Consider the following 22,740-nt stretch of genomic DNA (forward strand, 5'->3'; position numbering starts at 1 on the left):
AGTGCCTGTGTAAGACCCCGGGTGCAGCCGAGGGCTACTGACTGGCGCGCAGAGTTCCGTGCGGTAAGCCGAGCTCCCGCTCTGTGCTGGCAGCGAGGAGGCCTTCAACAGCCGGGTAGTCCAGGCTGGAGTCGGCCAATGCGCTGCGCACGGCGCTCGCGGCGACCTGTCCGTCGAGCAGTGCGAGGATCCGCATTGCAACGACCGATGGCGCATCCTGCAGCCGGAATTCACCGGTTGCGGAGCCGGCCTCGATGGTGGCTGTCATGTCGGCCAAGTCAAGCTCCATCTGGTGAACCACGGCGGTGCGAACGACGGGCCGGTCGGCGGCTTGCCGCCACGCGTCCAGCCAGAGCAGACTCAACGGGTCGCGTGTGGGACTGGTGTAAGCCGCGATGGTTTCCCGGAGTCGTTCCGTTGCTGTGGGCAGGTTGCCGACCCTGTGTGCGATAGCGAGCCTCTCTGTAGCCACGACTTGGGAGAAGGCGGCCGCAATGAGCTCGTCAATGGCGCTGAAGTAATGCGTTACCAGCCCGTACCCCACGCCCACATACGTGGCGACACGGCGCGCGGTGATCGCGTTGAGGGTTTCGGTGAGCGCGATCGCGGCGGCGGCGTCGATAATCTCTTGTCGACGGTCTGCGGGGGTTTTTCGCCGGACAGTAGGTGTCGCGGAGCGCAGCGTACTCATGGACAAAGCGTAGGCGAAGGAGTGCCAGCTATCGCCAAGAGCTTGCCCGGCGCGACCGAGCCGCAACTGTCATTCCTGGACGTGCTGCCGCAGCGCGAGGAGGGAGACGAGGTCGTAAGCGAGGTGCGCGGCGGCGACGCCAGTGATTTCGGCATGGTCATACGCGGGGGCGACCTCCACGACATCAGCGCCGACAAGGTTCAGTCCCCGCAGACCGCGCAGGATCTCCAGCAGTTCGCGACTGGTCATGCCGCCGGCTTCGGGGGTCCCGGTGCCGGGTGCATGCGCGGGATCCAGGACGTCGACATCGATGGATACGTAGAGGGGACGGTTTCCGATGCGATCTCGGAGCTTGGCGGTCACCTCGTGCACGCCCTGATGGAGGACGTCGGAGCTGGTCACGATGCCGAACCCGAAGCGCCGATCGTCCTCGAGGTCGCGCTTGCCGTAGAGAGGTCCGCGCGTGCCGACATGGCTCAGTGCCTCGCTGTCGATGACGCCTTCTTCGAACGCCCGTCGGAATGGGGTTCCGTGCGTGAACTCAGCGCCGAAGTAGGTGTCCCACGTGTCCAGGTGAGCGTCGAAGTGCAGCAGTGCTACTGGGCCATGTCTCGTGGCGGCGGCACGGAGCAGTGGGAGTGAGATGGTGTGGTCGCCGCCGAGGGTGAGGAGGAGTGCACCGTCGGTGGTGAGGTCGAGTGCGGCCTGTTGCACCGTCTCGATTGCCTCTTCGATGTTGAATGGGTTGACGGCGATGTCGCCGGCGTCCGCCACCTGGCTGATTTCGAATGGCGACACATTGAGCGCGGGGTTGTAGGGGCGCAGCAGCCGGGAGGCTTCGCGGATGTGATTCGGCCCGAAGCGGGCGCCCGGACGGTATGACACCCCGCTATCGAAGGGGATCCCCGCGACGACGATGTCAGCCTGCTCCACTTGATCCAACCGTGGCAAGCGCGCGAAGCCATCTCGTCCGGTGAAACGGGGGGTGCGAGAGCTGTCGATGGGACCAAGGGGCATGAGTAGTCGATCTCCTGAAGGAAGCGGTACGAAAGTGGTGAGGGTGAGAACGCCGCTCAGAAATGCACTATTGATCTGAGTCCGGAACCATTGCGCATTTGGTCGAAAGCGTCGGCAACCCCGTCGATGCTGAACCTGCCGCCGATCAGGCGGCCCAGCGGCAGAGCGCCGGAAAGGTAAAGGCGCGCGATTTTCTGGATGTCAATCTGGGCGACGCTCGAGCCGTAATTGCAGCCCACAATGCGTTTGCCCTGATCGGCGAGATCGAACGGGTCGATCTCGACTCGAACCCCGTTAGCCGTCATACCCACCAGCACGGCGGCTCCGCCCGAAGCGACCATGCGGGGCAGCGCTTCGATGGTTTGCGCTCGGCCAATAGCTTCGAAGGCGTAATCGGCGCCGCCCGTGGTTGCGGCGAGCACCGCCTCCACCGGGTCCTCCTGGTCGGCCCGAATAAGGGTTGTTGCACCGAATGCGGAGGCGGCTTCGAGCTTCTCGTCGGAAACGTCGATGGCGACGATCGGATTCGCTCCAACCAGATGGAGGCCGGCGATGATCGAAAGCCCCACACCGCCGCATCCGATTACTGCTGCTTTCTCACCCGGGCGGACGCCCGCCGTATTGACTACCGCGCCCACGCCAGTGGTCACAGCACATCCCAGAAGTGCGCCGATGTCGAAGGGGAGTTCTTTCGGCACTGCGACTGCTGCGGATTCCGGCACAACTATGCGGCTTGTGAAGGCGCCCAGGCCTAGATACGGCCAGATTTCTTTACCGTTGTGGTCCCGAAACGCGGTTCTGCCGTTGGGGAGCGTATTCGCGAGTGCGGTAGTTCCAGTGCAGAGCCACCCGCGCCCTGCTACGCAATTGGTACATCGGCGACACGGGGCGAACCATGAGAGGACGACATGGTCACCAGGTGCCAGGTTATCAACGTGTGTGCCGACGGCAGCTACGACGCCGGATGCCTCGTGGCCGAGGACGAGCGGCTGCTCGGTAGCCCAGTCGCCGTCGAGGACATGTAGGTCGGAGTGGCACACGCCGGCTGCTCGGATGTCAACGGAGATTTCGCCGGGCCCTGGGGCGGCAACACTGATGTGCTCGATGGCGGCCCCCGCACCTCGAACAACGAAGGCTTCCTGTGAGGGGATCACCGTAGTCTTTCCTTTAGGGACTCAACGCTCTGCCGGACCTGCAGTGCGCTACAGATGTTCGGTTCGCGACGACGTGATGAGGCACAAGCCCAGGCTCGTCGCGCCGTTGCTAACCGGCATGCCTGCTGGCGAAACCGCATATTCACGCCCGGATCCCTCCTTCTTGACTCGCCGGGTCATGTGGGCGCACCTGAACTGGCAACTGGGAGGCGGCTCGAATGCGACGTGCTTCAGTGGCCGCGTACAAGCCGCCGCCCACCAGGCTGCCGACAAAGAATGAGATGTCGGCTCCGCCGACTGCCTGCGCAACAGGGCCAACGTAGAACGTGGTGTTGAGGCACAGCGTCGCCGCCGCTGTTCCGATGACTAGAGCAGCGCAGCCGCCGAGGTTGAATCCTCCGAAGAACCAATAGCTACTGGATCGGCTTGTGTCTTGAAGCGCGGGCCCGTCGTATCGATTGCGTCTGAGAAAGATATCCACCGCATAAATCGCCATTGATGGGGCCAACACGGCGACGCTCACTTCGAGCAGTCCGCTCAAGGTATCCAAAAAGTTCGAGACGAAGAGTGCGTATAGCGTCACAGCGATGGAAACGGCAGCGTCGAAGATGACCGTGATGGAGCGACGCCACGGGATACCGGTGGCGAGCAACGCAAGCCCGGTGCTGTACGCGGTCAGGGCATTGTTGAAGATTGAACCGATGATGATGATCAGCAAGAAAATCACGTAGAACCAGGCGGGCATGATCTTGGCCATCGCCTCTTGGGGGTTGGTCATGTCTACTGCCGTGGCGGCGAGCACGCCGAGGATCGTAATTCCGGTGGCGGGCACGAAACCGCCGAATCCGGTCCAGAAGGCGGTGGCCTTGGCGCTGGTTCGGGACGGTAAGTAACGGGAATAGTCTGCTCCGATTGACCAGGACAGTGGTGAAGAGGCGATTAGCGCAAAACATGTCGCTGCTGCCGCCCATAGAGCTGACCCGGATAGGGCACCGCCTTGAGGCTGATAATTCATGTCGGCGTGGCTTATGACGAAGTATCCGAGGATGACGAGCGCGGCCAGCAGCACCCAGGTGAACCATGGGCCGAGCTTGACGATTGTGGCGTGACCGAGAACGCTAATGGTGAAGGTGACGACCGCGAGGCCGACGATTATGGCGGCTTTGATCAGGTCGGGCGCGGATCCGAAAAACTGAGTCACGAGCGCAACCCCGGCTAGGGCACCGACTGCGAGATTGATCGCCTCGTACAGCACACCGATGACCCATCCGATGGCGATTTCGTATACGCGGTTTCCGTTTACGCCGAAAAATGCTCGGAGGATCACCTCACTTGGGCTCCCCGAGGATGGGCCGCTAATTGCCAAGTAGCCGACGACGGCCCAGAGCAGGTTTCCCGCTAGGACGACAGCGATAGCTTGCCATACGTTCAGGCCAAGGATGATCATCAGCCCGCCAAGGACGAAGTACAGGTAGATGACGTTTGATCCTGCCCAGACGGGGAAGAGGGATCTGGGGGAACCGTGCCGTTCTGCCTCAGGGATGTAGTCGGCTCCGTGGGTTTCGATCCGTCCAGCGCGGTCGGTTGCTATCTCGGATTCAGACATGAATGCGCTCCTTCGCGACGACGATTGTGTTTGAGGTCACTCGTGCGGCCCGGCCCCGAGGCGCTCCAGCACGTTCTTGGTGACTTTCTCGACGAACCAGTCCCGGTGCAGGAGGCCGGCGACCCATTCAGTTGTTCCGGAATTGAAGACGGTGCCTTTGCCTCGAGTGAAGCAGGCCATCATCCCGGACCCGTATCGCGGTCGACGGTGACCTGGGGTGTCTTCGAACCACTCAATGTCCCGCAGCTCGTCGATGCTCGCGGATCCGGCGTCACCGAGTGGCACGCGGCCGGAGAAGTGATCCTCTTCAAAGAGGACTGCGGTTGTCATTGCCAGAATCTCGAGCGTGTCCGGCGTTCCGTCCGTACCCGTCGGATAAGGGAGGCCGCCACGGAAGACGTAGTCGCAACCATCGACCTCAAACGTTCCGATTCGAGACGGCGCCGCGCCGAGCACGTCGCCGTAGTAGCAGTCCGCGTCGTCGAATACCCAATGTTGCGGCCGGTAGATGACTAGGCCACCGTGTCCGCGTGGCGCGCTCGCCCCATAACCGGTATAGACGCCGGCATCGCCACTGAGCCCGAACGTTTGCGCGCTAGGACGCCCGGTGACGGGATGGTCCCAAGACGTGGTGGATCGTTCCTTCTGAGCGGTGTCGAACAGAGGGTCCTCCGTCGGCGCCGCGGTCTTGTAGGCGATTTGCGTCGTTCCCTCGATGCGAACTTGCCAATCGAAGTTGGCCGCGAATCGAGCGATGTTGCCGCCGGCGTCGACGAAGCGGTCGACCTCGTCCCGCATCTCCCAAGTCCAGTACTCGTCGTGCCCGACGATGATCGCGCAGTGGTACGGACTCAAGATGTTCGGATTGCGGTGCAGATCGTCCTGGGTGAGGTACTCGAGGTCGTACCCGTTCTCCTCGGCCCAGAGAACAAAGGGGCGCTCGTAAGTCGCCCAGAACGCGTCAGCGTGATGGCGACTGTATCCGTTGAGTCGTGCCCACTCGAGGGTCTCGTATCGAGGCACCCCGAAAGGCGGTAGCGGCTGCTCGTTGCGGTTCCGTGGCGCGTTGACGGGTTTGCGAAGCATTCCCTTCGCGACCGGACGCAGCATCGAAACGACGGGTGAGGGGACGTCGATGGTTGGATCGTCTCCGCGACCCCGGTAGTGGTTGGCTCCGCCCCAGTCGTTGTAGGCAAGCATGGTGCTTGTCGTAAGCACCAGAACGTAGGGGGTCTTGGCCCCGGGCCGCGACGCACGCACCACCAGGAAGTGTTCACTCTCGACGACTGTGCCATCGACCTCAGCGCTGAGCAGAAGCAAGTACAGCCCCGACTGCCATTCATGGTCTACCTGGAACGTCGTTGAGATGTCCCATCCGCAGCCGGCTGCGTAGGCGTCTTCGGGAGTGTGCTGCGTCTGACCGGGAAGGTCGCCTATCCTCAGCACCTCGCGCGGATCAAGGCCATCCCGGACCACCTTGACGGAATACCTGTCGGCGGTCGTGTGCACTCGCAGGTTGACGGTGTCGCCGGGCAGATAAGAGAACTGATCGGTGTATCCCCATATTTCGGGATCTTGATTCGTCGGGCGCTCCGGCACCCAGCCGGCTCGAGACCAGGCGCTGGCGGGAAAAGGGTAGGGCGATTGTTTGGTCATCTTTTCCTACGTGATGTTCGCGGGGGTTCGGCGATGGTTCACACTATGGCAGGATGTGTCGTGCTAGACAACACTTTTTGTTTAATAGTCAACAGCGAAGGAATGGGAAACCGATGAGCATCGAGCTGGTCAAGCGTCTCCGAACCGGTGCGGGCGCACCCGTCGTGCCCGCTCTAGAGAGCTACGACGACGCTTCGGACGGGTGGTCCGAGACGGAATACCATGCTGAGGCTTTCGGCTCGGTGCTTTGCGGAACGTGGGAGGGCGCACCCGGATGGGTCCGCATCGACCATTGGCCCTACAACGAAATCTGCCTGATCCGCTCGGGCTCGGTGGAGATCGAAGACTCGCGTGGCGCATCCGCGGTCTTCTCGGCTGGAGACGCCTTTGTCGTTCCGGCGGGGTTCCGTGGCGTGTGGCGCACGCTGGAACCCTGCGAGAAAGTGTTCGTGGCCGTGCCTCAGTGACAGTCGCGGTTACTTCTCAAGCGCTCCATCTGGCGCGAGCGCCGGGTGAATTGCATGGACGGCTTCCAGGACGTGGTTGGCGGTTTCGCGGACTAGGTCCGGGTCGGCTGCGGACCATCCGGTGATGTATCCGATGCTGTAGGTGCTGGTGTCGAGGCCGGCGAGGCCGGCAAGGATGTAGGCGACCGATTCGGCCTCGACTTCCATGCGTCCGAGGTGCGTGCGGTACTCCTTAAGGTCGGCGGTGTGGTCGAGCTGGATGTGGGCGGTCTCGTGAAGAAGGGTCTTCGCGGTTTGGGCGGGGCTGAGATCGCGGTCGATCACGACTAGGTGCCGGGCCGGGTCGGTGTATCCGTTCGCGTGCCCGAGGTGTTCGCGTGCGATCGCCCATCCGGCGGTGCGCAGGTGTTCGGTCAGTGGCGTGAGGATTCCGTGGTCGTTGTCCCCGGTGAGTTTCTCCACCGGGTCGGTTGGTATGGCGGGTGCCCCGTCGATGGCTTCCGTTTGGGCGATGTCGAACACGGTGAGGACGGGGAAGTAGTCCACCGCCCGCGGGTCGTCCTCGGTGTCGTCCTGTGTCTGGGGGAGCTTGTTGGTGCTGTGGCCGAAGATGCGGATTCCGGTTTCGCCTTTTCGGACTTGGCGGCCTTTGTCTTGCCATTGCCGGTATCCGGCGACCATGGTCGCGTCGGGGCGCTGGGCGAGGATCAGCAGGACGTTGTTGAGGCTGTACTGGTGGAAGGAGCGGGCGAAGTCCAGGAAGCTTTGCCATTGCCCGCTGTCGGTGAGCTGCTGGACTTGTTCGATGATGGATGCGTTTAGCGCTTCGGCTTGGGCTTTGCGTTCTTGCGCGCTGCGCTTCGTCGACGTCTTGTTCATGATCCGCTTCCTTCTATGGTTGCCCGGTTTGGTGGGCTATTCGGTAGAGGGAAGAAGTGGGAGTAGGCGCGCCGGGAGTGCCCGCCGATCTGTTCCGAGATAAGCCCGGAGGGCGCGGGGCAGATCGGCGGGAACGGCAGGGTGCGTCAGCGACCTACAATGACGGATCCGGACAGCCCACCCATCGTCGGTGCGACCGTGCTGGGGCAGCAGCTCCAGCGGCACGACAAGAGTTTTGAGCGCGGAGCTCGGCTGGTCGCGTGACCCGGGTTGTCGGGTGTGGTTTCTGGAGTGGTGCCGCCTGCGGCGGCGCTGCGCTTGCTCGTTTTGTTTGTCTTTCCGCCGGCCGATCGTAGCTCGTTCCCGTGGCGTCCGTTCCGGGCTTTCGCGGCATATCCTCACTCGCTATCGCTCCCTCCGGTATTCCACGGTCCCGGCACTGCCGCCCCTCCCACTCGCTCTCGATCTCTCCGCCGGAAGGCAAACAAAAACGATCGACAGGGGAGTGAATGATGCGGGTATTCATCATCGACGCCAGCAACATGGGCCCGGAACTGCAAGGCGGACTGATCGGAGTGGTCGGCTCGATGTTCCCGACCGCGGAAGAGAAGAAGGAATGCGTGGAAACGGTGAGCCGGTACGCGGGGGATGGGTGGGCGATCGCTGCTGACCCGCGCACGCTGATCGGCCGGCTCGCCGCGTTGACCGCGGAGACGGCATGCGTCCCGTTTCTGGCGCTCGACCGGGTTGCGGAGCGCGGGGGATCAGTGAGGGGCCCACAGCCGGCGGCGTCCGCGGACCGAGGACTGTCCTGATTCGGTGGCGCGTGGACGAGAAGGGTAGGCCCGGCCCTCCGTGGCGGGACCTACCCCGTTATCCTCAGTCGTCCTTTGCCGTGTCGCCGGCAGCTTCGGCGCCAGTTGGTTCTGCCAGGGTGGCTTCGGTCACGATTTGCTCGATGTCGCTGAGGCTGTATCCCCATGCGGCGAGTCGGGTGAGGTAGGCGGCGTCTGTGGCGGTGGGGTAGCGCCACCTCTCTTTGCTGGTGACGGACTCGCAGGCTCCGAGCACGACCGCGAGGGCGACATGCTGCGCCTTGGCTGGCGTGTGCTCGATGAGCGCGGTGAGCTTGTCCGCCTCGAGGTAACTACTGGGTTCGAGTCCGAGCAGCTGGTGGGCGAGCTCGTTGCCATCGCGGGTGGCGGAGCTGACCGCTTGCCGGTGGACGGTGAGTCCACGAGCGATCACCACCGCGGCGTCCTTGGGAAGGGTCTTGCGGGTGAGGAGGGTGGTGAGCCATTCGCGGCGGACGGTTTCGGCGGACGCCCACGCCTTGTTGTTGGCGATGAGGGTGCGGCGTTCCGCCTTCTGCTCGTCGGTCATCGGGCCGGACTTGGGTTGGCTGCCGCCGTAGCTGTGGAACCCGGCCGCTTTCGCGTCCTTCACCAAGTAGGTGATGTTCGCGTCACCGTCTGCGTAGACGCGGACGTGGGCGGCGCGCCCGTCGACGTTCTCGATGTCCTCGACGGCGACGCGCTGGTCGTCGGCGGTGAGGAGTTCGCTGATCCGGGTGTATTCGGTGTCGTAGTAGCCGGGATCGGTGTCGAGGATGGTATACCCCCGACCGGCGAGCTCGGCTTCCGTGTCGGCTTTGGTTGTGGCGCGGGCTTTTTCGTCTCGTGCCCGCTGGGCCGCATGCCCGAACTGGGCCGGGTCGGTGGTCGCCACCTGGATGAGGTCGGCTCGGATGTCGTCGTCGCCGTCGAATTCGATCAGCACCGCCGCTTGCTCCAGCGTCAGCTGGTGCTCCTTGATCGCCAACGCTGCCGCCTGGTTGGCGGTGACGGCTATCGCGGTCTTGACCTCCTTCTGCCGGGTTCCGGTGCGACGGGCGATCGCGGTGACGGAGAGGCCTTCGAACGCGAGTTGCTGGAACGCGGCGGCACGGTCGCTGTCGGTGAGGGCTTCGCGTTGCTCGTTCTCGACCATCTGCTGCACGATCCGCTCCGCCGTGGCGTCGTCCGCGGCCACGAGGTAGACGGGGATGGTCGTCAGGCCTGCTTCGCGGGCGGCGAAGACGCGTCGTTGTCCGGCGCGGACGGTGACGGTTCCGTCGTTGTTACGGTGTGCGAGGACGGGGGTGAGGACCCCGTTCTCTTTGATGGACTGCACGAACGCGGGGGTGATGGGGGCGGAGGGTCGCACGTTGTCCTCGATGGTGAGGGTGTGGGGGTCAAGGTGTTCGATGCTGCCCGCAACTGTGGTGGTGTCGCTCATTTCGTTTCGCTCCTTCAACTGTTGTTGTTCGCCTGTCTGGCAAGGGGATCGCTGGTGAGCGGGAGCGGAGCGCAGTGCCGGGTCGTGGAATACCGGAGGGAGCGGCAGCGAGTGAGGATATGCCGCGAAAGCCCGGCACGCAGCGTGTGTGAGCGAACTACGATCGACTGGCCAGGCAGACGGACAAACTCCGGGAAGCAGGGTGCCGCTTGCGGCTCCGCGTATGTTCTTTCTGCGTAGACCGAGCCCGCGCCTTGAGTGGCGTGGGCTCGGGAGTGGTTACTGGCCCAGGTCGTCCATCGGGTCGATCGGGACCAGGTACTCGAGCGTGTCGCCAAGGTAGTGCGCGTCACCGATCTCGTCATCGGTGGCGTGCTCCTCGAGCCAGGTGTCCGCGGTTGCGGGTTCGCCGAGTGCCCGGAAGAGGCCGGCGAGGGCTTCGATTTCGGTGCAGCTGAGTCGTGGAGCGAGGTCGGCGGCGAGGTCGTGTTTGCTAAAGACGGCGGTGAAGTGGGTGAGTTCGTTGCTGTCGGTGATGAGGGTGCTCATGATCGGTTTCCTTCCTGCTGGTTGGTGTGCCGTGAAGGCACGTAGTGCCGATCAGGGAGCCCGGCCGGAGTGCCACCCGGCAGGGCGACGTCAGTCGGCCCCTTAGGGGCTTGCGCCTAGGCGGGGTGACCGCACAATCGCCGCAGGCTTCACGGTGCATCAACCGGGCACGGGGAACGGGTGAGCTAGTGGAGGTTGGGTCAGCGGCGTGGTGGGATGCTGCGTCGGGGTTTGCTGCGGACGGCGTCTTTCCACACCCACCCTTCGTGGGTTTGCCCATCGCGGGTGGTGAACCGGATCTTCACCGCGTGTTCGTTCCACGCCACGACTTCGACCTCGGGTTGGACGACGGCTTCGTGGAAGCGGACGAACGCGACCGCCGGCGCCGGCGCCGAGGGCACGACGGCTGGGTCGTGCTCGAGGTCGACTTCTTTCTCGGTCAACCAGACTGGGCGAGGCCGGGTGACGATCTGCTCGATGACCCGGTCCATCCCCGCACCGGGGTAGCGGCGATTCTGTCCCACCGGTTCAGGCCGAGTGCACATCGACCAGCGCCCACCCGGAGCCGGTCGATTGGATCTGCATCATCCGCACCTCAGAGGGCTCTTGCTCTCCCGCGGCTACGAGCGACCAGCCAATGAGGCGTTCAGCGGGTTGGGTGAGCGCCTCATGGATTACGGTTGCGCGGATGGGTTCTGCGGCGACGATGCGGTAGCGCCGGTCGCGCCAGACTAGCCGGTCGAGGGTTCCGGAGTCGGTCCACACGTGGACGATGTCGGCGGCGGGAGCGATGCTCATGACCGGTTCCTCCGATCGGGTTGCTGAACGGGTGCTGCAGCCCACAATAGAACATATGTTCGATTGTCGGAGTCCGGGTCGGTGAGGATGCTGCAGGCGGGAGAGCGCGTTTGGCTGGTGTTGGAGGAGCGCCCGCTGCGGAGCCGGTTCGTCATCGAGTACGGCCCTGCCGTCAATCAGCGCACCGGCGAGACGCTGATGATGGACCGGGTGGATCACTTCACGGTGAAGCGGTCCGACCGGTGGCCGCTGGGCTTTTACGAGGAACTCCGTCAGGCGGAAGCCGCGTGTTCGAGGGAGCTTGGGATGCCGTCCTTTCTCGCCCCGGAGCGGGCGCCGGACGGGTCGATCGTCACGCTGGCAGAGCAGCGGGCTCGCCGGGAGGCCGGGCTTGACCCGCGCACAGGGCTTCCGCGCCACCGTTGAGCAGGGATGACTATCGGGGTGCGCGGTCGACTGGGATGGTGGCTTCATGTCTCGCATTTCCGAGACCGGCCGGCTGGCCGGTCACACGCTGGTCGACGCCTTGAGCGCGAGAGACGAGAGCGCTAGCCCCGCGGTGCGGGAGGCGGCGACAGAGTTGGCGTTGCAACGGCTGCGGGACATTGATGCGGTGGTGGTGCGCCTTGATGAAGCTACCGGTCGGGTTGATGTCGATGTGTCCGGCATCGTCACACCGGCGGTGATGGCGATCGTCTGGCTTGCGACTCGACTCTCGGAAGCGACGGGGGAGGAGCAGATGGAGATTTGCGCGCGCCTGCGCGAGTACTTCGACCGGATCTGACTCCCGGCGTAGTCCGTGCGGACGCTTGGTCTTGGACGAGAGGCGGTATTCGTGGATGTGGCGTGCTGGCCGAGCTGTCTAGCCGGTCCGGCGCGATGCGGAGGTAGCATGCGCGGGTGGATGAGCGGGATTGGTTGCTTCCGCAGGTCGCGGCTGAGCGGCTTGGCGTTCCCGAGCTGAAGGTGCACCGCTTGATCGCCGACGGCACCCTTCGAACGGTTTTCTTTCGCGGCGCGGTGCGTGTTTCGAGGAGTGAGATCGACCTGCTTCGCTCGGACGGCGAGGGCGAATCGCAGCCGTGTTGAAAGCCGGAGCGTGGCCGTCGTCAGTTGGCGCGTACAAGCGGCGGCTGCTCTCCTCGTGTGAGGCGACGTTGTTGCTGTGAAGCGCCGCTCTGAGTTGGGACCAGTTGATGATTCCGAGTGAGGCACCCACAAGCAGCGTCTCAGCGGCGTCCATGAATGGAGCCCGGTCCTCAGGCTCGCACGGTAACGCGGAATGCGGGATGCCGGGCTGAGTAGAAGGTTGCACTTTGCGTGCGCTATTGCGGCTCGGATACCGGCTGTTACGGTCGGCGCGTGAACAGTCGAAGAGAAGCAATTGCGCAGCTCCGGAGGATCGCGACGCAACCCGGCCGAGCAACTCTGGACGACCTGAGACGGGAGGTCGATGCTATTTGGGAGCTGCTACTTGACCAGGCGCAGACCCTCGATGACCGAAGCGAATGATGCGCTCCTAGTAGGCGGGGCGCACAGTGGGCTTGCCCCCCAGTTTCCCGCAACTGAACCGCAGGCTTGGTCATCGCGTCGGGATCTACTTGTTCGGGAGTTCCTGGATCGGCCCCGTGGGCGATTGGGTGCCGAAGGCGATTGAGTAATCAGGTGAGACGGCGGTCACTGCGAATCTTTGATCGCTCGGGACCGCACTGGCCTTCGGATACGTCTTCCCATTTTTCCCCGAATACACAGTTGCGGACCTGTCAGGCCCAATGAGAACCGCGAACTTGAGCACCCACGAGTAAGAAGTGCCCTTCGGAGGCTTGGCAGCGAAGTAAATCATCGCGCTCTCCGCCGGGCGGAGAGTGATTGTTTGCTGCCGAAAGTAGTCGGCTCCGGCGGTGTCTAGCGTCCGTCCAGAATCGAGATCAACGACGAGGTTGTAGACGGGCGTGTCGCCGCCGCGTCCTCCCTCGGAGAGGGAGGCGAAGGCGCCCGCTAGCGCTTGACTCGCGTGAGCATCTGCAATCGAAATCGACTCGATCGTTATCTTATCGTCTGAGGTGTTCCGGATGGTCCAGCCATCGACTCGATCGCCTGCGGGTGTCCAGCCGGAGGGCTCACGATTCGACACGATGTAGGCGCGTTCTCGTTGACTGACGTCGGCGTCTGCTTTTGCATAGGTCGACTTGGAGGCATATGAGATTGATCGCAAAACGGCGAACGGCTGGCCCGCGTCCGCATGGTGATCAAAGGCTTGCGATATACCGGCCTTCATCGAGGTGCCGAGCTTGTCGGCGGTGGGCGTGAATGCGATCACGATCAAAGGAGCGATGACCAAGCTTGCGATGCCGGCTCCAATCGCGACCCTTCGGTTCTTGCTCTTCGGTCTCTCGTCCGGCGCGGCCACGCCCTGAGCCTGAGCCTGAGCGGTATTGCCAGCCGCCAGCTCGCTGTCCCGAGCTTTATTGCCCTTCTTTTTGCTAGCCATTCCTGCACTCCTTGGCCGCGGCAGAACTCAGAGTCGCGACCGCGATCTCGGCCCTTTCGGGCTCGGTCGGAGCGCTGTCGTGAGTGATCTCAACTAGGCATCGTCCGAATTGGGCCCAAGTAGTTTTGTCCGCGCCTGCGACTTTCGAACGGCCGGCCGGGACGCTTACTAACCCGTTGCCGCCACGCGAGGTCGTTAGTCGCCAAGCGTCGACGGCATCAGCGTCCGTGGCCGCGATGGCGAGTCTGGCCATAGCCAGTTCTGGTCCGCCAGCTGGCCTGGTGAGAACGATGTTGGTGTCAATCTCGCCAGCCGTACCGTCGGTTCCCACATTTGTGAGTTGAAGCTTCTGGCCATCGCTTGTCCCGATTGTTTCCGAGACGCCAAGTTGCGAAGTTGCCGCCTGCGCGGGCTCTGATCCAGGTTTGGAGTCGAGATGTAATTGTTCGAGCGTTGTCAGGCCGCTCTTTCCTTCGTACTGGAACAGGTAGGTATTGTCGTCCACCCGGGTGAGGTGCTGCGATCGCCCCACTACGGTTGTCGCCGATCCCACCCTGCCGTCGGGTGAGTGGACTTCGATGCGTAAGAGGGGCAGGACCGACGTTCCGATCGTCACGTAGGGGCTTGGGTGCAGAGGCACATCGGGCCGGACATCGACGAGCGCGCCGCCAACTTCTTGAACTGCCAGGCCCATGCCCTGTGCTGCGTCCAGTGTGCCTGAGACAGGGACGGCCCGGCCCGCCGACGTGTCGATCACCCAGCCGCCTCCGACATCGTTGACACCCACGGCCCCACCGCCTTTGGCGAGGGACTGGACGGATGGGGCGACCTTGATCACATGTTGCGGAGTCAGGCTGTCGCTGAGCACAGCCACGGACATTTGGCCATGGTCGCATTTCTGAAGTGCAACTACAGTGCGATGCGCTCGTCCTTCACCCGCTGCGTCCACGATGGTGCAATCTTTAGTCGGCCTCCAAGTCGGCCAAGCAAGAATGCCTGCGGGGTCGGAACGCTTGATTTCGTTCCCGACCCACGCAATCACGTCCCCAGATGGTTCGATCGACAGCATGGTGGCAACGTCGACCGTCCGTTGCCAGGCCGTATCCCCAGTCCCAGCGTCAAGCGCAGTCAGGACGGTTTGATCCCCGACTGACTGTGTGAGCGCGAAATTGTTGCCGGAAACGCTCGCATCGTCCGGCGGGGGCATCATCGGCTTCGCCCACACTCGATGCCCGTCGCCAATGTCCAGGGCGAAGAGCATTTTCGAAGACTTGCCATAGATGAGTGCGGTTGACTCATTTGTCGCGATGACGTTGACTGGCTGCTCAAACTTGAGTGTCCACGACGTGGAGTAACTTGGGCGACCTTCGGCTGTGCACCCTGAAAGCATGAGTGCAGCCAGGGCGGCCACCGAGGCGGTAGTCCGCATGCTTTGCTTGCACACCCCCCGCTTCATACGCGTGATCATAGCCATAATGCGAGGCGACGCGCTCCGCGTAGCGCCTAATCAGTGTGGTGCCGTGGATGTACTCGTTTTCGTCGCGCCACTATCTGAGAACGAGGCGGATGTTATCCAAAAATTTGGACACACTCGCACAAAACGGGTCGTTGAGAGTTGGTCCAGTGATCGGAGAACCGCGGAATTCAGCGAAATATATGAGCGGTTCAGTGCGGAATACGCGATCGATGCGAGCACACGGCTCTAAGCAGATGTTGCGGCAGCGAGTGTCGAGTGGCGAGTCTTCTGTGCTCAAAGGCTCCTCGGCAGGTCGGACTTCGCAAAATCGAACATAGTGGACCGCAACAACTGCTTCCGCTCTTCCAACCAGGCGGATCGACCTTCACCGGGAGGGCAGGTAACCATTTGGCCGTTGTAGTGAATTTCAGACGGAACGGGCCAGTCACCATGACCGTCCCAAACTACGAGATCGCTAGCGAAGCGCCGGAGGCACGCTTCCGAGGGATACAAAACCCTCTTGAGAGCTTGCTCAAACGGATATGCGAAGGAGTCTCGCTCGAAGTCGCTCGACTCTCTGAGAGCGCGGATCAACTGAACAGCTTGAAGCCAGAGCAACTCACGTGTCTGAAGTAACTCGAAGTAAGGATGGACGACGAAAGGATTAGCGACGACCAGCCCGAGTTCTCTATCGACTTCGCGCAACTCGCGCCATCCGGGCAAGGGGTCCGAGCGGAGCGCAATGTCAAGCGTCTCATCACTCGTGTACATGGGCGCGTCAAGTCCGTCGTAGATGCGTCTGCCGATCATCTCGGCACGGTCAGCCGACCGGTCAGCCGCCGCCTGTTCCAGGTCCTGAAGACGTTGGTCACGGGCGATAGCTCGGTCATGCCGAAGCTGTCGGCGCAGCACTATGACAGCCGCGCCGAGCGCGATGCCCGCACCAATCAAGGATTGGAGCATCGTTGCCCACCATCCCGGCGCCGCGAGGGCGGCCCAAAACTGCGCCCACCAGTTCACATTGCGGAGTCTAGAGCTTCGTCGCCGGGGACGGGCAAGTGACCTCGGGCTCGCGTTGCAGGGTGTTGACATCTCGCCGGCGGCCAATTTGCCATCGCGGTCATGTGTCCGGATCGCTGGCATGGTCCGAGAAGCGCTGCAGCGATGTGATGAGGTGGGCAGCCGACAGGGCGTTGTCTTTGGAAACCTGCGGACACTGGTGATCACGACCCCAACTCTCTCGGAAGCGCCATGCGGGAATCCCTCGACAGACATCGAAGGCAGACGGCCAGGGGCCCCCACGAAAACCCCACAACTGCAGTAATCCAGCGCGGCGTGATGTCATCGAGGAGCCGTGGAGTTCCGCGGTTTTCCGGGCATTTTGAGATGGGTGACGTGCCTCGTCAGGTTTCAAATCCCTGCGTCTCCGCCGCAGGGCTCGCATCAATTCGCCGAATCTGTCCCAGGTATTCAGCTCGTCGGCAGAAGCGACTCTCATCAAGTTTCCTGAGGGGTTTTCGTGGGCTCACAACCAGCTGCTCGTCAGGCGCCGCATTGCCGTTACTTGCTGCTCATCGCTCAGGCCAAGTTCGGCGAGGTAAACCAGCCGTATCAGCGCTTGGCCGATCCGGACAAGCTTGTATTCCGCGCCTGCACCACCGCCAGTATGTGTAATTCCGTTTCGAGCGGGGATGAACCACCCGATCCAGTTTTCAATGTCGGGAGTAAGGAGACCAAGCGCTTCGGCTGAGGGCACCCCGCCGAGTTGGCGCAGTCGTTGACGGAGGGTGTGCCCATTGTGGAAAGTCCTTTTCACCCATGCTCGTTCATCGGCATCGTCGAGTGCCGCAAGCATCGTCGCCTTGATTCGTTTGTAGTCCTCGTCTGTCACTTCTTTAGCGTCGGCATATAGTGCAGCGTGAAGGGCCTCTGCGGCGATCCCAATCGAGATCAGGCGCGTTTCCATAAACCCGCCCGGCGAGTATTCGGTGCCAAAGAAGACGTTGCTGGCGTTGGACGTCTTACGGCGGAGGGGCAGCCAGCCGCTGATAGTGTCCGCGAACGGCTTCTCGGCGCAGGTAAACAAGAGGGAGTTGTTTGCTGATTCGTTTGGTTTTGCGGTGTGAATCCGTTGCGCGAAAGCCTCCACCCAGATGGGCGTCTCGATGGTCTCATCTTGGGATACCTGTGTCGTGTTGGTCTCTGTCAGCTCGAGCGTGATGCGAATGAGCCCGCATGCCTCTCCGGCGGCGAGGGTTAGGAGGTCGGTTAGCTCGAGGGTCAGTGTGTCGAACTCTTCAAGCGATGCCGGATGCGGCGGTATTGCTTGGATGACACCGCGAGCTTCAGCCTCGAGCTGAACACCTTGTCGGGTGCTCTTGTGCTGGAAGCCCCTAGTAGCTCGGTCCGCACGAATGGTCCAACCGTCGACCTCAACCGATTCCGGCACAGCCTTTGTGAGGAAGGCCCCATTCTTACCGTCAGCGCGGTCGTACGTCGCGATATGAGCCGCTAGGAACGCTGTCAGGTTCTCGATCTCGATCGCGGCGGATCGGAACGACGGCGTCTGCTCACGTTCGATGTGCGCCCCGATGACGACCCGATGGGCGTGGAGGCGCTGGAAAGTTGGTTGGCCCCCGCCAAAGAAGACTCCGCGGTTGTTCAGCTCGAGCAAGCGAAACAGGGTGACTGCTTCACCTTCGCAGTCACCGAAGAGGGTCTCGATGTCTCTCGATCCTGCACCCACGGCGTAGCCGCGTTCAACCGGCTCAATGACTCTGAGGTCGAAACCGCCGATGAGTTCCAGAGATGCCTTGCCGTCTTCTTGGATGCGCAGCACGCCCGGCTGTGCTTGTTCCCCCTGTCCGGGTTCCCACCAGCGCCCAATCTTTGTGATCTCGGTCATGCCCTCATCGTGCCAGGCGACGTATCGAATTCCTCCGGAAAGGCGGCCACCGACGCCCCGAGCGCGTCGAGCACGCTATTCCTGGCGACCGACGCTGTCTGGATGCGCTTCAAAGCCGAACGCTCTATTGTCATCGCCAAGCACGCCATGCCGCCCTAAAACGCAGATGACTTCCCACCATCGATGGATGCTGTCCGCGATCGTGTTGTTGAGTGCCGTGATGAAGCTGTCCCATAGGGTCTGGTCCCGGAGATCCTCAAGGGCACGCGAGCGCATCGCTTCCAACTCGGCATTTGAGTCGACCGCGATGTTCTCTGCCTCGTCCCACATCCGTGCTGGGTCTTCGAGGCGCTGCGGCTCATCGCCGAGGATGTCCAGATAGTGGAAGCGGCCGGAGCGGCCGTAGCGGTCGAGCGCATCAAGGATCGCCGGCCAGATCGGATCGTCTTCCAGAGTCTGGAGCAGTCCTGAGATGAAGTGCTCGTACTCTTTGCCGCGTACACCATCGCGCAGCCGCGTTCGTAGGTTGGCGTCCATCTGCTTCAACCCGTGGCGGAACTCGGACTTCATGGTCTGCGCACTGGGCCATGAGCCTGTTGCGTTAAGGATCGAGAGGCCCAGAGACACCTTGAGGAGCTTTTCCACTCCGATCGACAGCATCGTCAATGAAGGGTCACGCGTAGTGTCGGCGAACGGGGCGGTTCGCACCACCCGCTCGCCATATGCCAGAAGATTTCGAGCCGAATTGATCTCGGCAAGGAGAGCCAACGTCTGAGTGGTCGTCAATCCCGGAAAAGGCATGCGGAAAACGTACCGTTCTCCGTCGGCGGTTACGACCATATTCACATGGGAGTAATCCTCTAACCCACGCAGCCGCGATACCGAGCCGGAGCTAGACGAACGCACCGGGTACGAGCAGTGGAGAATAGTGAACGCCGGAGCTCCTGGAACTCGATAGCGTTCGAATCCCAGGCCCCGCGCCAGATGGGGTTGCGTCGGCATCGTTCTTGTCGACGTCGCGAAGTGGATTCGAAGTCTTCGCCCCGTGTGTGACGTACGACCCCGCATTTACCCCGCACATTGAGGCGAATCCAGGATGACTCAAATAGGACTTGTGCGAACGAAAACCGCGGAAAATCAAGCCAAACGCGCCTCGTGTGACCCTACGAGATCCATCGGAACCTAATCGTGGTGTCGCGGGTTCGAGTCCCGCCCTCGCTACAGGTTCTTGAAACACGGAAACGGCGGCTGATCATCAGCCGCCGTTTCGTGCTTTGCAGAGGGTTTCGCGCGCAACGTGGACGCACTCCAACGTCGTGCTGGCTCATGAGTCCCCGAAGGTGTGGGCCTCGACCTGTTCGGTCGCTGTGCGCAGCACGCGAATGGCCGTTGCGAGGTCGTCGGGGTCGATGCCGACGAGCGCGATGGAGCGTACTTCAGCGAACGGGTCGGGAAGGGTGCTCCACAGGGCGCGACCGTCGGTGGTCAGGGTGACGAGCCGCTGCCGCTGATCCGTCGCAGAAGGGGCCTGGTCGACAAGGCCTTTGCGTACGAGCGTCGCGATGATGCCGCTGAGACTCGCCCGTTCGATGTGCAGTGCGCGGCCGAGGTCGCGCTGCGAGGTCGGTCCGCTGGTGGCGAGCTGGTAGAGCACCGCCCACTGTGTCGATCCGATGCCTCTCGGTCGAAGAACGCGATCGACGGCGCCGCGGTTGGCGTAGTAATACCGTTTGGCCCAGGTGCCGACGGTCTCTGGCTCGGAAACGGGCTCGGTCATGCGTTCAGTATTCACCAGGGGATGGGTGTGTTCTCCCAACGCGTGAACGTTCCGCTCGGACCCTCCGGTCCCAACAGGCACACCCGCACCACCTCGCGGGAGCCGTCCTCGACAGACTCGGTCCCCGCGAAGTTGTTCAGGTTCGTGGCGGTGAAGGCCGGCGAGACCAGGTTGACTTTGATGTCCGTCGCCTCCAACTCGACCATCATGGCCAGGGTGATCGCGTTCTGGGCCGCTTTGGACGCCGGATAAACCGGTCCGAACATCGAATGGTACGGGTAGTCGGGGTCCGCGTTGGCTGTCAGCGACCCGACCCCGCTCGACACGTTGACGATCCGGGCATCGGCCGACTTCCGCAAGAGCGGCAGCATCGCCTGGTACACCGCGAGAGTGCCGAAGACGTTGGTCTCCCACACTGTTCGGATCTCGTCCAGGGACGCGGTGCTGGCCTTGTTCGCCGCGGCGTAGTCGCCGAGGAAGTCCCCATCGCTGCGGCGGGCGCGGGAGATGCCGGCGTTGTTGACGAGAAGGTCGAGCCGCCCGAACCCGTCCGTGATGCGCTGGGCGGCGGTGGCGATCGAGGCGGCATCCGTCACGTCGATCTGGATCGGGTGGGCTCCCTCCCCGATCTGCTCAGCCGCGGCCTGTCCGCGCGCAGGGTCGCGAGAGCCGAGCAGCACGGTGACGCCGTTCGCCACGAGTTCCTTCGCGACCTGGAACCCGACTCCCTGATTCGCCCCGGTGATCAGGGCGATGCGTTCTCCGGTCATGTTCTGCTCCTATCGATTCGGTACCGAACGATTGTCGTTCGGTACCATACGAATGTCAAGAGGCTCGAAACACCGGAGACGGCGGCTGATCATCAGCCGCCGTCTCTTCGTTCTCGGGGGAGGAGGTGCGACCCGCCTCAGTCACTCCTCCCCGATGTCCTCGTTCCAGAGCTCGGGGTTGGACTCGATGAATGTCCCCATCATTGCGATCAGCTCCGGGTCGTTGACGACCGTGACCTCCACGCCGTGCTCTGCCAGCCAGTCCTGGCCGCCGAGGAAGTTGCGGTCGTCGCCCACGATCACGCGGCCGATGCCGAACTGTCTGACCAGGCCGGAGCAGTACCAGCACGGCGACAGGGTGGTGACCATGACCGTGTCGCGGTAGCTGCGCTGGCGTCCGGCGTTGCGGAAGGCGTTCGTCTCGGCGTGCATGGAGGCGTCGCCGTCCTGCACCCGGCGGTTGTGACCCCTGCCGAGCAGTCTGCCCTCCGCGTCGAACAACGCGGCGCCGATGGGGATGCCACCGGCCTCCGCGCCGCGCCGTGCCTCCGCCGTCGCGACGGCGAGCTTCTCGGCGTCCGTCGCGTAGATGCGGTCATCCGCGTCGGCGGCGGTCACGCGACCGTGTCCGCGGCGTCCACCCCGACGATCACCGACGGTTCCGTCGCGAGATCGGCGCCGAGCCGGACTTTGAAGGCGCGGAACAGGATCCAGTAGAGCGCGGCCGCGAGCACGAACCCGACGAGCGGCGTCAGGTCGCCGATCGGCGCTGCCGCTGCGATCGGGCCCGTATAGAACGTCTGAGCCGAGAACAGCCAGATCGACACCGCGCCGGCGACCAGGAGCGAGATCCAACCCGCCGGGTTGCGGTAGTTCGCGTGGCTCGTGACCAGGCTCGCTATCTCGGTGCCCCGGCGCAGGAGTCGGTCGGTGAGGACGACGCCGAGCCACGGCGCGATCCAGTAGGCGATGACGAGGAGGAAGTTCTCGTACTTCGCTCCCGCGTCCGGCAGAGCGCTCCACGCGATGAAGAACCCGATGACGCCGAAGCCGAGTGCGACGATCGCTCGACGCCACGCGAAGGGAATCTTGATGCCGGCGGCGAGGAACGACATCGCCCCGGAGTAGATGTTGAGCGCGTTCGCCGCGATCGCTCCGACGGCGATGGCGAGCAGCGTGAGGTCGCGGATGATGACCGGCATATGGGCGGTGAACGAGGCGGTCGGGTCGTCGGGGTTGAATCCCGCGATCGTCGCCGCCGCCGCGCCCGCGGCCATGAGCACGACGCAGCTGATGAAGTTGCCGAGGCCCGCCGCCCAGCCGATCGCCCGGCGGCTGGAGTTCGCCGGAAGGTACCGGCTGTAGTCGGACGCGTACGGGTTCCAGCCCGCGGCATAGCCGAACGCGGCAGCGGCGGTCAGAGTCCAGCCGGCGAAGCTGAAGCCGCCGCCCTTGACCGGAGCGCCGAGGTTCGCATGCGCGAACACGGTGATCGTCGCGACCAGGAAGATCGCTCCCAGGATGTAGGTCGCGTACCGCTCGAAGAGCTGCACCAGGTCGTGGCCGATGAAGGCGACGACCACCTCGACGACGACGACGATCAGCAGCGACAGCACGGCGGGCATCCCGGTCAGCGTGGTGAGCGCAAAGGCGCCGCTGACGGAGTTGACCGCGAACCAACCGAGCCCGGCCATCACCGTGTTCAGGGCCGACGGCAGGATGTTGCCGCGGCTGCCGAATGCCGTGCGGCCGATCACCATCTGGGCGAGCCCCTCGCGGGGACCCCAGGTCGACAGGATGCCCTGTGTGAGGGCGCCGAGCGCCGTGCCGAAGACGAGCGCGGTCATCGACTGCCAGAAGCCCAGCCCGAAGAACGCCACAGCTATCACGCCGACGAAGATCGTGGCGAACTCGAGATTCGGGGCGGTCCAGGTGGCGAAAAGCTGCCATGGAGAACCGTGCCGGCGCTCCGGCGGAATGGCTTCGATGCCGCCCGATTCGACGCTGGTGACGCTGACGTGCTGCGCGTCGGCGGGCGCTATCCCTGCCGTGGGGGAAGTGGTCATGGAGGCAGCATAGGAAGATCCGATCCGGCGAGCTTCTTCGCGGACGGAAAAGTCACATGTTGTTTACATGAGGCAAGCACAAGCCCCGGGGGCTCGGTCCGCGGCCGCGACAACCTGTTGCGGCCGTCGCAGAATGCCGACGCACTGTCCGAGCCTCCACGGGATGCGTTCTCCTAGTGTG

Annotated in this window: 24 protein-coding genes; 5 read left to right on the forward strand and 19 right to left on the reverse strand. The window is 63.3% G+C overall.

The genetic code is table 11. The features are described from left to right. Positions 1–34: 34 nt before the first annotated feature. The 5 genes from AXZ95_RS02785 to AXZ95_RS02805 form a co-directional block, all read right to left on the reverse strand. Entirely contained in the window at positions 35–691 is a 657-nt protein-coding gene (locus AXZ95_RS02785; protein ID WP_133638769.1) for a TetR family transcriptional regulator C-terminal domain-containing protein, read from the reverse strand. A 69-nt stretch (positions 692–760) separates the two neighbouring features. Then, the gene (gene speB, locus AXZ95_RS02790) at positions 761–1,708 is read right to left on the reverse strand and encodes an agmatinase (RefSeq protein ID WP_026307020.1); all 948 of its coding nucleotides are present in this window, start codon (positions 1,706–1,708) and stop codon (positions 761–763) included. 56 nt (positions 1,709–1,764) lie between these two features. Next, complete coding sequence (locus AXZ95_RS19755) at positions 1,765–2,406, reverse strand: zinc-binding dehydrogenase (RefSeq protein ID WP_231374315.1); 642 nt, start codon at positions 2,404–2,406, stop codon at positions 1,765–1,767. A 598-nt stretch (positions 2,407–3,004) separates the two neighbouring features. Further along, positions 3,005–4,468 carry a cytosine permease gene (locus tag AXZ95_RS02800; RefSeq protein WP_018189479.1) on the reverse strand — a complete coding sequence of 488 codons (1,464 nt, stop codon included), beginning with the start codon at positions 4,466–4,468 and terminating at the stop codon, positions 3,005–3,007. A 36-nt stretch (positions 4,469–4,504) separates the two neighbouring features. Then, complete coding sequence (locus tag AXZ95_RS02805; RefSeq protein ID WP_043742028.1) at positions 4,505–6,124, reverse strand: N,N-dimethylformamidase beta subunit family domain-containing protein; 1,620 nt, start codon at positions 6,122–6,124, stop codon at positions 4,505–4,507. A gap of 113 nt (positions 6,125–6,237) precedes the next feature. On the opposite strand from AXZ95_RS02805, the gene AXZ95_RS02810 reads away from it, so the two are divergent. Then, positions 6,238–6,591 carry a cupin domain-containing protein gene (locus tag AXZ95_RS02810; RefSeq protein ID WP_018189481.1) on the forward strand — a complete coding sequence of 118 codons (354 nt, stop codon included), beginning with the start codon at positions 6,238–6,240 and terminating at the stop codon, positions 6,589–6,591. A gap of 9 nt (positions 6,592–6,600) precedes the next feature. On the opposite strand, the gene AXZ95_RS02815 is transcribed toward AXZ95_RS02810, so the two are convergent. Continuing rightward, positions 6,601–7,470: an ArdC-like ssDNA-binding domain-containing protein gene (locus tag AXZ95_RS02815; RefSeq protein ID WP_018189482.1), complete on the reverse strand. Its 870-nt coding sequence runs from the start codon at positions 7,468–7,470 to the stop codon at positions 6,601–6,603. 509 nt (positions 7,471–7,979) lie between these two features. Between AXZ95_RS02815 and AXZ95_RS02820 the strand changes: the two genes are divergently transcribed. Continuing rightward, a complete protein-coding gene (locus tag AXZ95_RS02820) occupies positions 7,980–8,285 on the forward strand; it encodes a hypothetical protein (RefSeq protein ID WP_018189483.1) in 306 nt (101 codons plus the stop codon). A 64-nt stretch (positions 8,286–8,349) separates the two neighbouring features. Here the strand turns inward: AXZ95_RS02820 and AXZ95_RS02825 are convergent, their stop codons facing one another. From AXZ95_RS02825 to AXZ95_RS02840, 4 genes are all read right to left on the reverse strand, one after another. Continuing rightward, positions 8,350–9,747, reverse strand: a complete 1,398-nt coding sequence (locus tag AXZ95_RS02825; RefSeq protein WP_018189484.1) for a ParB/RepB/Spo0J family partition protein — start codon at positions 9,745–9,747, stop codon at positions 8,350–8,352. A 279-nt stretch (positions 9,748–10,026) separates the two neighbouring features. Further along, positions 10,027–10,296 carry a hypothetical protein gene (locus AXZ95_RS02830; protein WP_018189485.1) on the reverse strand — a complete coding sequence of 90 codons (270 nt, stop codon included), beginning with the start codon at positions 10,294–10,296 and terminating at the stop codon, positions 10,027–10,029. A 200-nt stretch (positions 10,297–10,496) separates the two neighbouring features. Beyond that, positions 10,497–10,787, reverse strand: coding sequence for a hypothetical protein (locus AXZ95_RS02835; RefSeq protein WP_018189486.1), 291 nt, complete (start codon positions 10,785–10,787; stop codon positions 10,497–10,499). 37 nt (positions 10,788–10,824) lie between these two features. Next, the gene (locus AXZ95_RS02840; protein ID WP_018189487.1) at positions 10,825–11,094 is read right to left on the reverse strand and encodes a hypothetical protein; all 270 of its coding nucleotides are present in this window, start codon (positions 11,092–11,094) and stop codon (positions 10,825–10,827) included. An 81-nt stretch (positions 11,095–11,175) separates the two neighbouring features. On the opposite strand from AXZ95_RS02840, the gene AXZ95_RS02845 reads away from it, so the two are divergent. From AXZ95_RS02845 to AXZ95_RS02855, 3 genes are all read left to right on the forward strand, one after another. Next, entirely contained in the window at positions 11,176–11,520 is a 345-nt protein-coding gene (locus tag AXZ95_RS02845; RefSeq protein WP_026307022.1) for a hypothetical protein, read from the forward strand. Between the two features lie 46 nt (positions 11,521–11,566). Beyond that, positions 11,567–11,878 carry a hypothetical protein gene (locus AXZ95_RS02850; protein WP_018189489.1) on the forward strand — a complete coding sequence of 104 codons (312 nt, stop codon included), beginning with the start codon at positions 11,567–11,569 and terminating at the stop codon, positions 11,876–11,878. A 116-nt stretch (positions 11,879–11,994) separates the two neighbouring features. Beyond that, positions 11,995–12,183, forward strand: a complete 189-nt coding sequence (locus tag AXZ95_RS02855) for an excisionase family DNA-binding protein (RefSeq protein ID WP_018189490.1) — start codon at positions 11,995–11,997, stop codon at positions 12,181–12,183. A 508-nt stretch (positions 12,184–12,691) separates the two neighbouring features. On the opposite strand, the gene AXZ95_RS02860 is transcribed toward AXZ95_RS02855, so the two are convergent. The 9 genes from AXZ95_RS02860 to AXZ95_RS02900 form a co-directional block, all read right to left on the reverse strand. Beyond that, positions 12,692–13,585, reverse strand: coding sequence for a hypothetical protein (locus tag AXZ95_RS02860; RefSeq protein ID WP_133638771.1), 894 nt, complete (start codon positions 13,583–13,585; stop codon positions 12,692–12,694). Beyond that, entirely contained in the window at positions 13,578–15,041 is a 1,464-nt protein-coding gene (locus AXZ95_RS02865) for a hypothetical protein (RefSeq protein ID WP_133638772.1), read from the reverse strand. Before AXZ95_RS02865 ends, AXZ95_RS02860 begins: the two co-directional genes overlap by 8 nt. 294 nt (positions 15,042–15,335) lie before the next feature. Next, the gene (locus AXZ95_RS02870; RefSeq protein WP_018189492.1) at positions 15,336–16,061 is read right to left on the reverse strand and encodes a hypothetical protein; all 726 of its coding nucleotides are present in this window, start codon (positions 16,059–16,061) and stop codon (positions 15,336–15,338) included. A gap of 505 nt (positions 16,062–16,566) precedes the next feature. Beyond that, entirely contained in the window at positions 16,567–17,946 is a 1,380-nt protein-coding gene (locus AXZ95_RS02875) for a HEPN domain-containing protein (protein WP_018189493.1), read from the reverse strand. Between the two features lie 75 nt (positions 17,947–18,021). Continuing rightward, positions 18,022–18,786, reverse strand: a complete 765-nt coding sequence (locus AXZ95_RS02880) for a hypothetical protein (RefSeq protein ID WP_018189494.1) — start codon at positions 18,784–18,786, stop codon at positions 18,022–18,024. A gap of 484 nt (positions 18,787–19,270) precedes the next feature. After that, positions 19,271–19,723, reverse strand: a complete 453-nt coding sequence (locus AXZ95_RS02885; protein WP_018189495.1) for a MarR family transcriptional regulator — start codon at positions 19,721–19,723, stop codon at positions 19,271–19,273. Between the two features lie 11 nt (positions 19,724–19,734). Beyond that, positions 19,735–20,493, reverse strand: a complete 759-nt coding sequence (locus AXZ95_RS02890; RefSeq protein ID WP_018189496.1) for an SDR family NAD(P)-dependent oxidoreductase — start codon at positions 20,491–20,493, stop codon at positions 19,735–19,737. A gap of 141 nt (positions 20,494–20,634) precedes the next feature. After that, entirely contained in the window at positions 20,635–21,111 is a 477-nt protein-coding gene (locus AXZ95_RS02895) for a nucleoside deaminase (protein ID WP_018189497.1), read from the reverse strand. Continuing rightward, positions 21,108–22,559, reverse strand: a complete 1,452-nt coding sequence (locus tag AXZ95_RS02900) for a cytosine permease (RefSeq protein ID WP_018189498.1) — start codon at positions 22,557–22,559, stop codon at positions 21,108–21,110. The genes AXZ95_RS02895 and AXZ95_RS02900 overlap by 4 nt, the downstream gene beginning before the upstream one ends. Positions 22,560–22,740 lie beyond the last annotated feature (181 nt).

It is taken from the genome of Leifsonia sp. 115AMFTsu3.1, from assembly GCF_004362795.1.
Taxonomy (GTDB): domain Bacteria; phylum Actinomycetota; class Actinomycetes; order Actinomycetales; family Microbacteriaceae; genus Leifsonia.

Coding starts and splice junctions, on each gene's coding strand:
- AXZ95_RS02900 (WP_018189498.1), bottom strand. CDS start 22,559: ATGACCACTTCCCCCACGGCAGGGATAGCGCCCGCCGACGCGCAGCAC.
- speB (WP_026307020.1), bottom strand. CDS start 1,708: ATGCCCCTTGGTCCCATCGACAGCTCTCGCACCCCCCGTTTCACCGGA.
- AXZ95_RS02800 (WP_018189479.1), bottom strand. CDS start 4,468: ATGTCTGAATCCGAGATAGCAACCGACCGCGCTGGACGGATCGAAACC.
- AXZ95_RS02810 (WP_018189481.1), top strand. CDS start 6,238: ATGAGCATCGAGCTGGTCAAGCGTCTCCGAACCGGTGCGGGCGCACCC.
- AXZ95_RS02850 (WP_018189489.1), top strand. CDS start 11,567: ATGTCTCGCATTTCCGAGACCGGCCGGCTGGCCGGTCACACGCTGGTC.
- AXZ95_RS02835 (WP_018189486.1), bottom strand. CDS start 10,787: ATGGACCGGGTCATCGAGCAGATCGTCACCCGGCCTCGCCCAGTCTGG.
- AXZ95_RS02825 (WP_018189484.1), bottom strand. CDS start 9,747: ATGAGCGACACCACCACAGTTGCGGGCAGCATCGAACACCTTGACCCC.
- AXZ95_RS02890 (WP_018189496.1), bottom strand. CDS start 20,493: ATGACCGGAGAACGCATCGCCCTGATCACCGGGGCGAATCAGGGAGTC.
- AXZ95_RS02785 (WP_133638769.1), bottom strand. CDS start 691: ATGAGTACGCTGCGCTCCGCGACACCTACTGTCCGGCGAAAAACCCCC.
- AXZ95_RS02805 (WP_043742028.1), bottom strand. CDS start 6,124: ATGACCAAACAATCGCCCTACCCTTTTCCCGCCAGCGCCTGGTCTCGA.
- AXZ95_RS02875 (WP_018189493.1), bottom strand. CDS start 17,946: ATGACCGAGATCACAAAGATTGGGCGCTGGTGGGAACCCGGACAGGGG.
- AXZ95_RS02865 (WP_133638772.1), bottom strand. CDS start 15,041: ATGAAGCGGGGGGTGTGCAAGCAAAGCATGCGGACTACCGCCTCGGTG.
- AXZ95_RS02840 (WP_018189487.1), bottom strand. CDS start 11,094: ATGAGCATCGCTCCCGCCGCCGACATCGTCCACGTGTGGACCGACTCC.
- AXZ95_RS02820 (WP_018189483.1), top strand. CDS start 7,980: ATGATGCGGGTATTCATCATCGACGCCAGCAACATGGGCCCGGAACTG.
- AXZ95_RS02860 (WP_133638771.1), bottom strand. CDS start 13,585: ATGGCTAGCAAAAAGAAGGGCAATAAAGCTCGGGACAGCGAGCTGGCG.
- AXZ95_RS02830 (WP_018189485.1), bottom strand. CDS start 10,296: ATGAGCACCCTCATCACCGACAGCAACGAACTCACCCACTTCACCGCC.
- AXZ95_RS02815 (WP_018189482.1), bottom strand. CDS start 7,470: ATGAACAAGACGTCGACGAAGCGCAGCGCGCAAGAACGCAAAGCCCAA.
- AXZ95_RS02880 (WP_018189494.1), bottom strand. CDS start 18,786: ATGGTCGTAACCGCCGACGGAGAACGGTACGTTTTCCGCATGCCTTTT.
- AXZ95_RS02885 (WP_018189495.1), bottom strand. CDS start 19,723: ATGACCGAGCCCGTTTCCGAGCCAGAGACCGTCGGCACCTGGGCCAAA.